Consider the following 11,997-nt stretch of genomic DNA (forward strand, 5'->3'; position numbering starts at 1 on the left):
TGCGCCGCCTCACGGTCGGGTCGCGCCCCGGCCTGCCAACGTGCGGGCATGCTGCAACGTGGAGACGAGCGCGAGAGTGGATTCGGCACCTTGGTTCAGATTAGGGCCATCGGGGGTCAGTCCGTCGTAACCTCCACCTGTTTGGGGGTCGTACATGACGGTGCCGCCGTCGTTGTCCCCGAGGAACCAGGCGATCGCGCCGACCAGCGGGCCCTCCCAGGAGTCGTCGCCGGTGACGGCCGCCGCGGTGGCGCAGGCGTCCGCGGTGGCGGCGGCCTCGATCGGCTGCTGGTCGAAGCGGTGCCGCTCGACCCCCGGGCGCCAGCCGCCCACCGGCACGGTCGAGAGGTGGCCGTCGTGGTCCTGCATCCGGCAGAGCCAGCCCAGCATCCGCAGCCCGTCGGCCAGCAGCGGCTCGTCGCCGAGCAGGTCGCCGGCCTGGATGAGGACCTCCGGCAGCGCCGGGTTGGCGTAGGTCAGCTCGCGTTCCGGCCAGACCCAGCCCGGGTCGCGGCCGGGCAGGCCGATCACCGTGGCCGCGTCGCCGAGCAGCTGGGCGGCGTCGCCGGCGCGCGGGTCGGCGCGCAGCACCTCCGCGGCGCCGAGGCCGGCGAAGGCCATCGCGCGGGGCCAGGGCGAACGCCGGCGTACGGCGACCGCGAACGCCTCCCGGGCCTCCCGGCGGATCCACGGCACCGTGCTGCGGGCGGCGGCGGTGCCGAACCCCCAGACCGCCCGGCCCCACCAGTCGCCGGTGCCGGGCTCGTCGAGCCAGCGGCGGTCGTACGTGAGCCGGTTCCGGACGCCCCCGTCGGGGGCCGTGGCGTGGGTGAGGAACGCGAGGTAGCGCTCCGCGAGGCCGATCACCCGCGCGGTGGGCTGCGGTTCCCGGCTGGCGACCACCAGGCCGCGGGCGACGTCGTCGACGCAGTAGCCGTGCTCGCGGCGGACGGTGGCGTTGCGCGCGTGCTCGAGCAGGCCGGTGTCGTCGGAGAGGCGGGCGACGTGCGACCAGTCCGGGGCGGGCGCGTCGACGCGGGGCGGTGACGGCACCAGCCGCAGGGAGACGCTCACGCGGGCACGGACGCGGCGACGGGCGTACGGTCCGCGACCAGCCGGCCGGCGAGGCTCTGGTAGCGGGCGGCCACCGCGGGCCAGCGCAGGGTCGGCCCGCCGGTCAGCCCGGCGAGGAGGTTCGGCCCGGACGGCGCCGCCAGCACGTGCCGGACGGCGGCGGCCATGGCCTGCGGGTCCTGGTGCGGCACGAGCAGTCCGGGGCCGTCGGCGAGCAGCTCGACGGCGTGCGGGAACTCCGTGGCGACCACCGGCACCCCGGCGCCCACGGCCTCGATCAGCACGCCGGAGGTGACCTGCTCGGTGGAGTCGTACGGCAGCACCACCACGTCGGCGGAGCGGATCAGCCGGCTCAGCTGGCCCTGGTCCAGGTAGACGTCCTCCCACCGGACCCGCTCGGCCACGCCCAGGTCGCCGGCGAGCGCCCGCAGCGACTCCCGGTACGCGTCCCCGTGCTGCTCCAGCACCTTCGGGTGGGTTCGCCCGGCGACCGTGTACACCGGCGCGGGGTCCAGGTCGCCGAGCAGGGCCAGCGCGCGCAGCGCCCACTCGATGCCCTTGCCGGGCCCGAGCAGCCCCCAGGTCAGCAGGTGCGGCACGGCGAGCGTCTCGCGCGGGGCGCTGGTGTGGCTGCCGGCGCCGTGCGGGATCACGGTGACCTTGCGGGCGTCGATGCGGTAGCCCTCGGCGAGGCGGCGGCGCGCGGTGTCGGTCATGGTCACCACCGCGTCGGCCGTGGCCACGACGCGTTCGAGCACCGAGCGCTGCATCGGCGACGGCGTGCTCAGGACGGTGTGCAGCACCACGATGGCCGGCACCTTGAGGGCGCGCAGCAGCGGCAGGACCTCGTCGCCGTCCACCCCCGGGTAGATCCCGTACTCGTGCTGGACCACGGCGACGTCGAAGCGGTTCAGGGCGTTCGCGGCGGCGGCCCAGCCGCCGGGCGTGTCGGTGTGCCACGTGTGCACGACCCGCGGGGCCGTACGGCCGCCCTCCAGCCCGCCCCCGGTCGCGTCCGCGGAGAGCAGCCGGACCACGCCGCTGCCGGGCGCGCCACCGGTGAGGTGGGACGCCAGTGCCGCATTGAACGTCGCCAACCCGCACTGGGTCGGGGGATAGGTACTGAGAAAGCCGTACGTGGCGGGCATGACAGGCCCTTTCTGCTCAGGTCGCTGCCTCCCCGCAGCCTGGGATCACTTCCGAGAAATTGCCGCAAACCGGTAGTAGGACGTTAACAAGTAAGCGGATTTCAACCGGCCAGTTCGCGGTAAATCCGCAGGTAGTCGTCGACCATCCGGTCCGCGCCGAAGCGGCTGCGGGCCCGCGCCCGGCACGCCGCCCGGTCCAGGCTCCCGATCCCCGCCACCGCGGCCACCGCCGCGTCGGCGTCCGCCACCAGCCGGCCGGTGAGGCCCTCGTCGACCACCTCCGGCATCGATCCCTTCGGGTACGCCACGACGGGCGTACCGCAGATCATCGACTCGACCACGGACAGGCCGAACGGCTCGGCGAAGCCGATCGGGTGCAGCAGCGCCGCGCTGCCGCCGAGGATCCGCGCCCGGTCCGCGGGGCCGACCGAGCCGAGATAGACCACCCGGTCGCCGTCGATGTGGGGTTCGACCCGCTCCTGGAAGTACCGCTCGTCCTGCACGATGCCGCAGAGGGTGAGCCGGCGCCCCGCGCGGCGGGCGATCTCGACGGCCTCGTGCGTGCCCTTGTCCGGGTGGATCCGCCCGAAGCACACCAGCCCGTCGCCGCCGTCCGGGTCGAACGGCAGCCCGTCCAGGTCGACGCCGTGGTAGACGGTGCCCGCGTACTCCAGGTACGGGGACCGGTCGGCGTCCGAGATGGAGACGAAGGCGGACCGGGCCCGGCGGTACGCCGGCAGGATGTGCGGCCCGGAGAACCCGTGGATCGTGGTGAGCATCGGCGCCCGGCAGTGGCCGGAGAACGCGAGCGGCAGCCAGTCCAGGTGGTTGTGCACGAGGTCGAACTCGCCGGAGCGCTCGAGGGCGTACCCGACGTGCAGCGCCTCCCAGACCCGGCCGTCGATCTCCGGGTCCTCCTCGTAGCCGCGCACGACGACACCGTCCAGGGTGGCCTTCGTGACCGAGTCGAGCGTGGCGAACAGCGTCACGTCGACGCCGCGGGCGGTCAGCCCCTCGGCCAGCAGGCTCGTCACCAGTTCCCACGGGCCGTAGTGGACGGGCGGAGTGCGCCACGCGACCGGCCCGAGCAGCGCCACCTTCATGATCACCAGTATGGGAGCCGATCCGGTGTTTCGTCCGGGGTTCGCGTGTTAAAGAGGGACCATGGACAACCCCTGGTGGCACAGTGCCGTCGTTTACCAGATCTATCCGCGCAGCTTCGCCGACGCCGACGGCGACGGCATGGGTGACCTGAGGGGGATCATCCAGCACCTCGACCACATCGCCGGGCTCGGCGCCGACGTCATCTGGCTGTCGCCCGTCTACCGCTCCCCGCAGGACGACAACGGCTACGACATCAGCGAGTACCAGGACATCGACCCGGTGTTCGGCACCCTGGCGGACTTCGACGAGCTGCTCGCCGAGGTGCACGCGCGCGGCCTGCGCCTGGTCATGGACCTGGTGGTCAACCACTCCTCGGACGAGCACCCCTGGTTCGTCGAGAGCCGGTCCGGCAAGGGCAGCCCCAAGCGGGACTGGTACTGGTGGCGCCCGGCCCGCGAAGGCATGGAACCGGGCACGCCCGGCGCCGAACCGAACAACTGGGGCTCGGTCTTCGGCGGCTCCGCGTGGGAGTACGACCCCGGATCGGGCGAGTACTACCTGCACATCTTCAGCCGCAAGCAGCCCGACCTCAACTGGGAGAACCCCGAGGTCCGCGACGCGGTGTACGCGATGATGAACTGGTGGCTCGACCGGGGCGTGGACGGCTTCCGGATGGACGTCATCGACCACATCTCCAAGGACACCGCCCTGCCCGACGGCGCGGTACGCCCCGGCTCGATCTACGGCGAGGGCGCCCCGCACTACATGAACGGGCCGCGCAACCACGAGTTCCTGCACGAGATGTACCAGCGCGTCTTCGCCGGGCGCGACCGGCTGCTGACCGTCGGCGAGATGCCGGGCGTGACCATCGAGGAGGCGATCCGCTACACCGACCCCGCACGGCAGGAGGTCGACATGGTCTTCCAGTTCGAGCACGTCTTCGTCGACCGTGGACCGGACCCGTGGACCCTCTACCCGCTGCGGCTCACCAGGCTCAAGGCCACCCTCGGCCGGTGGCAGGCGGGGCTGGCCGAGGCCGGCTGGAACAGCCTCTACTGGAACAACCACGACCAGCCCCGGGTCGTGTCGCGCTTCGGTGACGACTCGGCGGAGTTCCGCGTACGGTCGGCGAAGATGCTCGGTGCCGTGCTGCACCTGCACCGCGGGACGCCGTACGTCTACCAGGGCGAGGAGCTCGGCATGACGAACGCGCCGTTCGGGTCCATCGCCGACTTCCGCGACATCGAGGCGCTCGGCCACTACGCCCAGGCGGTCGAGCACGAGGGCCGCTCGCCCGAGGACGTGCTCACCGTGCTGCGGGCCCGGAGCCGCGACAACGCCCGTACGCCGATGCAGTGGGACGCCTCGCCGCAGGCGGGTTTCACGACGGGTACGCCGTGGCTGGCGGTGAACCCCAACCACACGGAGATCAACGCGGCGGCGGCGGTCAAGGACCCGGACTCGGTCTACCACTTCTACCGCCGGCTCATCGAGCTGCGGCACGAGGACCCCGTCGTCGTGTACGGCGACTTCACCATGCTGCTGCCGGAGGACGAGCGGCTGTACGCGTACACCCGCCGGCACGGCGACACCGAACTCCTGGTGATCGGCAACTTCTCGGGGGAGCGGGCCCGGGCCGGCCTGGACGACGCCGGGGCGTGGTCGTCGGCGGAACTGGTGCTGACGAACGCCCCGGCGCCGGAGGATCTCGAGCTCGAGCCCTGGCAGGTGGTGGTCTACCGGCGCACGGCAGGCCGGTGACGGCCCGTCACACCACCGGCAGCACCAGCGCGGACGGGCGGGTACGGCCGTGGTGCACGGTCGTGTCCGACGCGACCAGGCGCGTCGCGGTGGCGGCCGGCTCCCCGGTGCCGTAGTTGCGCAGCCGGCGGGGGTGCGCGCCCCCGCTGACCTGGAGCCGGATCCGGTGCCCCGGGGCGAAGCGGTGGCCGGCGGCGCTCAACTCCACCCGTACGGGATCACCGTCGTGGTGGTCCGGGGTGAGCCGGACCAGGCCGTCGCAGACGTTGACCGAACGCCCGTCCGGCGCGACGTCGCAGAGCCGGGCGAACACGTCGAAGTGCCCGGTGCTGCCGCCGACGTGCAGGTCGGCGGCGACGTGGCCGATCACCTCGACGGCCTCGTCCAGCGGCGCGGTGGTGAACGTGCGGACGTCGGGGCGCGCCTCCAGCCGCCGGTTGTCCACCGCGCCGCCCGGCCGCGACTGCCCCTGGCCGCCGAGCGACGGCGTGGGGTGGCGCGGGTCGTAGCGGAACGTGGTGCGCGCGTCGTCGCCCGGCCCGCCGGCGTGCAACTCGCCGCCGTCGCCCAGGTGATACCGGGTCGGCGCGCTCGGCGGCGGCCAGTCCGGCAACTCCCGCCACTCGCCGCCGATATGCACCCGGACCCGGCCGGGTCGCTCGGGCCCGTCGCCGAGATGGGCCCGCAGGTGCGCGACGGCGTCGGTGAACACCTCGTTCCAGCCCTCCTCCAGCGCCGAGCTGTGCGTCCAGGGACCGATGAGCAGCCCCGGGGTCCGGCCGGCGCGGCGCAGGCGGGCGTACTGCCGCAGCGTCTGGTCCAGGGCCAGGTCGTGCCAGCCGGTGGCGAGGGCGACCGGCGCGGTGAGCCGGTCCGCCGCGGCCCCGGCGTCGGCGCCGGCCCAGAACGGGTCATCCGGGTACGGGTGGGTGAGCCAGTCCTCGAACTCCTGCCGCCGGCCCCCGAACGCCCGGCGGTAGGAGTCGAGGAGCGGCACCGCCCGTACGACGCGCCGGAGGTGGCGCAGCAGCCGCAGGACGGCCCGCGTGTACCCGGCCGTCCCGGCGCCCCGGTTCAGCAGGATGGCGCCGCTGACCAGCCCGAGCTCCAGGCCGAACGCGCACTGCCCGCCCGGGTGCAGGGCGTCGTACGGATCGTGGATCGGCACCTGCATCGTGGCGGCGCGCAGCTCGGGCGGCGGGTCGAGGGCGAGCGCCCACTGCACGTACGCGAGGTGGCTCGGGCCGGCCGTGCCGAGCGCGCCGGTGAACCACTGCTGCTTGCGGAGCCAGTCGACGGTCGCGTTGCCGTCCTCCGCGTGGTGCCGCCAGAAGTGGAAGTCGCCCTCCGAGCCGCCGGTGCCCCGGGGGCTCTGCAGGACGACGTGGAAGCCCTGTTCGGCGAAGCGCACGCCGTAGAGCAGGTTCCAGGGGAAGCCGCGGCCGTACGTGCTGCGCACCAGCAGCGTCGGCACCTCCCGGTCGGTGACCGGGGCGTAGTGGTCGGTGAGCAGGATGCTGCCGTCGGCGCCCGGAACCGGCACGGCCGTCTCCCGGCGCACCTCGTAGGACCCCCGTGGCCGTCGCCTCCCGGCCCACACGCGGAGGAAGAATGGCAGTCGTCGCATGACCGCACCTCATTTCCCGTACGTTGTACTGGAAATGGTAACCCATGCCGGAGGTTCGCTGTGCCCCGTGGCCGCCCGCCCGCCCGGACCCGTACCGACGTCGTGGCCGCCGCCGTGGCCGTCGCCGACACGGAAGGCCTCGACGCGCTCACCATGCGGCGGCTCGCCACCGAACTCGGCGCGGGCGTGATGTCGCTCTACACGTACGTCCGGGACAAGGACGAGCTGGTCGACCACATGATCGAGCACGTGAGCGGGTACGACGGGCCGCCGGCACCCACGCTGCTCCACCTCGCCGGGTGGCAGCGCGACCTGATGCTGCGCCACCCGTGGCTGCCGGCCGCGCTGCCCGGGCGCGGCCTCAGCGGCCCGAACGCCATCGGATACCTCGAACGCGGGCTGGCGGCCCTCGCCGGCACCCGGCTGTCCGGCCCCGCCAAGCTGGAGGTCCTGGCACTCCTGACCGGCTTCGTCGCCGGCTACGTGAACCACGAGCTCGCCCAGGCCCGCGCCGGCCGCACCGCCGGCGAACACGTCGCGGCGCAGGTCGACCGGCTCCAGGAGGCGGTGGCGAGCGGCGCCTACCCGCGGCTGGCGGAGGTGCTGGCCGAGGGCGGCTCCGGCCCGCCGCCGGCGTTCCCGGTCATCGCCGAGCGCATGATCGCCAGCCTCACCGGGTAGCTGGGGACCATGACCAGTCACGTCGCGTACCGGCCCCGTCGCTCGCCCGGCTCCCGGTGGGGCCTCGTCCCGTTCGCCGCCGCGGTGACCCTGGCGGCCGCGATCGGCGGCCTCGGCGTGGCCGGCACCTCGGCCGAATACCAGGGCCTCGACCAGCCACCGTGGGCCCCGCCGTCGTGGCTGTTCGGCCCGGTCTGGACCCTCCTGTACGCGACGATCGCCGTCGCCGGCTGGCTGGCGTGGCGGCGCTCGGGGTGGACACCGGCGCTCACGGCGTACGCGATCCAACTGGTCCTGAATGCGCTCTGGACCCCGATCTTCTTCGGCTTCGGCGAATACGGCCTGGCCCTGATCGACATCGTCCTGATGTGGCTCGCGATCGGCGCGACGGTCCTCCTGTTCCGCCCGATCTCCCGGCTCGCGGCCGGACTGCTGCTGCCCTACTGGGCGTGGGTGACGTTCGCGACCGCCCTCAACACCGCCATCTGGCTGGCCAACTGACCCCGCCCCCGGCGTTGCCGGCCCGTACGACGATGCTCCCCGACCGGGCCGTGCTGAGCAGGATCTTGCTGCTCGCAACCCGGTCCGTGCCTGAACCCCGGCGCCGTCGTCGTTCGGGCCGCGAGGTGATTCCTCGCGGCCCGGGCGACTCAGGTCAGCGGCAGGAGCCCGCGTCGTTCGTCGGCGCCCACTTGACCGAGCTGAGGGCGTTGTCGAGGCCGTCGGCCTCGAGGTTCATCGAGGTCTTCGGCGGGACGTAGCCCATCCAGGTGACCGACTTGTAGTTGATGTCCGGGTACAGGCACAGGCCTCGCGTGCTGGAGGTGTTGTTGACCGAGCTGATCACGTCGTTCAGGTTCCGGGCCCGGAGGTCCGGCTGGTCGGTGGCGGTGAAGAGGGCGCCGCCCGTGCCGTCGAACTCCGTCCACAGGCAGTAGATCTCCTGCGGGCAGTCCGCGAAGGCCGCGTGGGCGGCGGCGGGCGCCACGAGCGCCGATGACACCAGTCCCACCGTCACGGCGAGGCTGGCGAGCTGAACTTGCGCTTCGATGACATGCCGTACCTCAATTTTCCCGCGATCGCTCCGGCGGCCGGAAACGATCTTGATCAGTTGCGGTCCGACTCTATGAACGGACCAATCGCACTTCCTACGGGATTCGGGCATGGCTGCCTGCTCGGGAAGGTTGATTGCCCGGATATGCCGGTCTTCCGGTGATTCAGCGCACGCGGCGGTAGTGCAGGGCCACGACGCCGTTGCGGAAGGGCTTCGCCGAGAGCAGCTCGAGGCGGCGCGTGGCGGGCAGGCCGCCCTCGTGCAGCTTCGGGCCGTGGCCGGCGATCATGGGGTGGACGAGCAGCCGGTACTCGTCGATCAGGTCCAGGCGGTCGAGTTCGGTGGCCAGCGCGCCGCTCCCCAGGAGGACTCCGGCCGGGGTCGCGTCCTTGAGCCTCCGCACGCCCTCGCTCAGGTCGCCGGCGAGGTGGTGGCTGCCGGCCCACGGGAAGTCCGTGCGTGTCGCCGACACCACGTACTTGGGCTTGGTCTCCAGCTTGACCGCCCACTCGCGGAGGGCCGGCGGCGCCTCCACGTCGCCGCGGGCGACGGCCGGCCAGGCGCTCTCCATCATCTCGTAGGTGACGCGGCCCCACAGCATCGCCCCGGCCTCGTCCATGAGCCGGGTGAAGTACGCGTGCGTCTCGTCGTCGGCGATGCCCTCCCGGTGGTCGACGCAACCGTCCAGGGTGACGTTGAGGCTGAAGGTGAGCAGGCCCATGACCGGCGACCTTACGCGAACCCGCCCGGGAACCGCGGCTCAGCGGCGTGTCCCGGACGCGATCATCGCTGGGAGGCCAGCCAGGCGGCCACCTGGGCGCGGGAGGTGAAGCCGAGCTTGCTCAGGATGTTCTCGACGTGGCCCTCCGCCGTACGCTGCGCCACCACCAGGCGGGCCGCGATCTCGCGGTTGGTCAGGCCCTCCGCGACCAGCGCCGCCACCTCCTGCTCGCGGCGGGTGAGGCCGAGGTCGGCCAGCCGGGCCGGCTCGTCCGGGGCCGGCGCCGGGCGGGGGGCCGGCACCCGTTCCATCGCCAGGGCCACCGCCTCCGCCGTGGTGAGGGCGACGCCGCGGGCGAAGGCCGTCTCGAAGGCGCGGTCGCCCAGGCGGGCGCGGAGTTGCGAGGTGGCCTCGTCGTGGAACTCGCGCATCGCGCGAAAGGTGGAGAGGGACGCCTGCATGGCGCTCCACATGCGGTCCGACGCCCCGATCAGCTGGGCCGCGCGCTGGTCCCGGCGTTCGGTGACGGCCACCCAGCCGAGCGACTCCAGGGCCAGGCCGACGGTGAACTGCTCGTCCTCCACCAGCGCGTCGATCTGCAGGCTCTCCCGCGCCGCCTGGGCCGCGCCCGCGTTGTCGCCGGCCCGCCAGCGGAGCACGCTCAGCGACCACAGTGCGAACGAGCGCCACCACACCTCGCCGTGTTCCGCGGCCAGCTCCTGGCAGGCGGCCAGGTCGGCGTAGCCGGCGGACGGGTCGGGGGAGGACAGGCCGCGGGCCATGCCGAGCACGCAGAGGCACCACATCTCGCCGCTGGGGGAGCCGAGCGCGCGGATGCCGGCCAGGGCCTCCTCGAACAGCGGCAGCGCCGCGGCGGGGTCGCCCGCGAACATCGCGATGTTGCCCTCGACGACCGGGATGAAGGCGTTCTCCGGCGACGGCGGCAGGGTGGCGTTGAGCGCCTTCGCGTCGGCCAGCAGGGCGGAGGCGCGTTGCCGGTCACCCTGGATGCAGGCGATCCAGGACGCCACGCGCAGCGCCCGGACCCGGGTCCAGTGGCGGGCCGGGGGCAGGGCCAGGGCGCGGTCCAGCCAGTGCCGGCCCTCGGAGAGGAAGCCGCGGACGAACCAGTGGTTCTGCAGGTCCGCCGCGAAGCGCAGGGAGACCTCCGGCGGCGCGGTACGGACCGCGTGCTCGAGCGCGACCCGCAGGTTGGCCTGCTCGTGGCGCAGGCGCAGCATCAGCGCCGCCTGGTCCGGGCTCGCCCAGTGCACGTCGCCGTACCGGGCCAGCTCGGCGAACCAGTCCCCGTGCCGCTGCGCGACCTCCTGCTGCTCGCCGGCCTCGGCGAGGCGGGCGGCGCCGTACTCGCGGACCACCTCGAGCATCTTGTAGCGGGCCCGGGGGCCGTCGCCGACCCGGAAGACGATCGACTTGTCCACCAGGGACGCGATGAGGTCGAGGATCGAGTCCGCGGCGAGCGGCGGGAACGCGCACACCCGCTCGGCGGCGTCGAGTTCGAAGCCGCCGGAGAACACCGACAGCCGCGACCACAGCAGGCGCTCCGGCTCGGCGCAGAGGTCCCAGCTCCAGTCGATCAGGGCGCGCAGGGTCTGCTGCCGGGCCGGCGCGTTGCGGGCTCCGGTGGTGAGCAGGCGGTAACGGTCGGTCAGCCGTTCGAGGATCTCGTCGAGGGTGAGGACCCGCAGCCGCGCCACGGCCAGCTCGATCGCCAGCGGCATGCCCTCCAGCGCCTGGCACAGCGCGGTGACTGTGGCGCAGTTCGCCTCGGTCACCTCGAAGCCCGGCAGCACCGCGGTCGCCCGTTCCACGAGCAGGCTCGCCGCCTCGTAACGGGCCAGGTCGGCCGGGGTGCAGGCGGTGTCCGACTCGGGGACCGACAGCGGCTGCACGGTCAGCGTCGCCTCGCCCGCGATCCGCAGCGCCTGGCGGCTGGTCACCAGGATGCGCAGCCGCGGGCAGGCGCGCAGCAGCGTCTCGGCCAGGTCGGCGCACGCCGCGACGAGGTGCTCGCAGTTGTCGAGGATGAGCAGGGCCTGCCGGTCGGCCAGGAACGTCGCCAGTCCCGGCGCGTCGGGACTGACCGCTTCCTCCCGTACGCCCAGCACCTCGGCCACCGTCACCGCGACCAGATCGGGATCGCGCAGCTCGGCCAGCTCGGCGAACCACACGCCGTCGGGGAACGCGCGGCGCAGCTCCAGCCCGGCGTGCCGGGCGAGCCGGGTCTTGCCCACCCCGCCCGCGCCGGTCAGCGTCACCAGGCGGCTGGTCGAGAGCATCCGCCGGACGCCGTTCAGCTCGTGGCGCCGGCCCACGAAGCTCGTCACCTCGGCGGGCAGGTTCCCGGAGGTACCGCGCGCGGTCGTGGCGGTGCTCATAGGAGCACGTTAGTGTGTGCGACCCCCGATTGCGGTGCGCCGGATGCCCGCGGGGACGCCGCTGTGGTGCGCCAGGGCAAGCACCGGACCCGCCGGCGCCGCCACGGCACGGCCGTCGGGCAGCAGCTCGCCGCAGTCGTCGAAGGTCACCACGCCGTTGCAGAGCAGGCTCCAGCCCTGCTCAGGGTGGGTGGCCACGACGCGCGCGGCCTCATGGTCGGTGTCCGCCGCCCGGGGGCAGGGCGGCACGTGACTGCACTGCATCTCGCTCCCTTCCGGCAGCAAGAGTTCGTCGCGACACGCCCGGGGGACACCGGGGAACTACCCGGGTCATACCTGAATCCGCGGACGTGGGTACTTTCCCCGGTGTCTCCGGCCGCCCGGTGGATCACGATGGGACCTTCGCACGATCAAGGGAAGGGGCACCC

The 11,997-nt window shown here is 73.4% G+C and carries 11 protein-coding genes; 3 read left to right on the forward strand and 8 right to left on the reverse strand.

Going from position 1 to position 11,997, the window contains the following annotated elements; all coding sequences use genetic code 11:
* Positions 1-9 precede the first annotated feature (9 nt).
* The 3 genes from CLV70_RS27605 to CLV70_RS27615 form a co-directional block, all read right to left on the reverse strand.
* On the reverse strand, positions 10-1,074 hold the full coding sequence (locus tag CLV70_RS27605; RefSeq protein WP_106129533.1) for a glycosyltransferase: 1,065 nt from the start codon (positions 1,072-1,074) through the stop codon (positions 10-12).
* The gene (locus CLV70_RS27610; protein ID WP_106129534.1) at positions 1,071-2,222 is read right to left on the reverse strand and encodes a glycosyltransferase; all 1,152 of its coding nucleotides are present in this window, start codon (positions 2,220-2,222) and stop codon (positions 1,071-1,073) included. Before CLV70_RS27610 ends, CLV70_RS27605 begins: the two co-directional genes overlap by 4 nt.
* A gap of 101 nt (positions 2,223-2,323) precedes the next feature.
* Complete coding sequence (locus tag CLV70_RS27615; RefSeq protein WP_106129685.1) at positions 2,324-3,325, reverse strand: glycosyltransferase family 4 protein; 1,002 nt, start codon at positions 3,323-3,325, stop codon at positions 2,324-2,326.
* Positions 3,326-3,386: 61 nt separating this feature from the next.
* Between CLV70_RS27615 and CLV70_RS27620 the strand changes: the two genes are divergently transcribed.
* Positions 3,387-5,087, forward strand: a complete 1,701-nt coding sequence (locus CLV70_RS27620; protein ID WP_106129535.1) for an alpha-glucosidase — start codon at positions 3,387-3,389, stop codon at positions 5,085-5,087.
* Positions 5,088-5,094: 7 nt separating this feature from the next.
* Here CLV70_RS27620 and CLV70_RS27625 read toward each other — a convergent pair whose 3' ends face one another.
* Positions 5,095-6,714, reverse strand: coding sequence for a CocE/NonD family hydrolase (locus CLV70_RS27625; RefSeq protein ID WP_106129536.1), 1,620 nt, complete (start codon positions 6,712-6,714; stop codon positions 5,095-5,097).
* Positions 6,715-6,774: 60 nt separating this feature from the next.
* Between CLV70_RS27625 and CLV70_RS27630 the strand changes: the two genes are divergently transcribed.
* Together CLV70_RS27630 and CLV70_RS27635 are read left to right on the forward strand one after the other, a co-directional pair.
* A complete protein-coding gene (locus CLV70_RS27630) occupies positions 6,775-7,395 on the forward strand; it encodes a TetR/AcrR family transcriptional regulator (protein WP_211303904.1) in 621 nt (206 codons plus the stop codon).
* A 9-nt stretch (positions 7,396-7,404) separates the two neighbouring features.
* Positions 7,405-7,896, forward strand: a complete 492-nt coding sequence (locus CLV70_RS27635) for a TspO/MBR family protein (RefSeq protein WP_106129537.1) — start codon at positions 7,405-7,407, stop codon at positions 7,894-7,896.
* Between the two features lie 154 nt (positions 7,897-8,050).
* On the opposite strand, the gene CLV70_RS27640 is transcribed toward CLV70_RS27635, so the two are convergent.
* From CLV70_RS27640 to CLV70_RS27655, 4 genes are all read right to left on the reverse strand, one after another.
* Positions 8,051-8,398, reverse strand: a complete 348-nt coding sequence (locus CLV70_RS27640) for a peptidase inhibitor family I36 protein (protein WP_158277834.1) — start codon at positions 8,396-8,398, stop codon at positions 8,051-8,053.
* A 214-nt stretch (positions 8,399-8,612) separates the two neighbouring features.
* On the reverse strand, positions 8,613-9,170 hold the full coding sequence (locus CLV70_RS27645; protein WP_106129539.1) for a dihydrofolate reductase family protein: 558 nt from the start codon (positions 9,168-9,170) through the stop codon (positions 8,613-8,615).
* A gap of 62 nt (positions 9,171-9,232) precedes the next feature.
* Complete coding sequence (locus tag CLV70_RS27650) at positions 9,233-11,569, reverse strand: ATP-binding protein (RefSeq protein WP_106129540.1); 2,337 nt, start codon at positions 11,567-11,569, stop codon at positions 9,233-9,235.
* A 9-nt stretch (positions 11,570-11,578) separates the two neighbouring features.
* Positions 11,579-11,833 carry a DUF5999 family protein gene (locus CLV70_RS27655; protein WP_106129541.1) on the reverse strand — a complete coding sequence of 85 codons (255 nt, stop codon included), beginning with the start codon at positions 11,831-11,833 and terminating at the stop codon, positions 11,579-11,581.
* Positions 11,834-11,997: the final 164 nt, after the last annotated feature.

Source organism: Pseudosporangium ferrugineum (assembly GCF_003002065.1).
GTDB classification, from domain to species: Bacteria; Actinomycetota; Actinomycetes; order Mycobacteriales; family Micromonosporaceae; genus Actinoplanes; species Actinoplanes ferrugineus_A.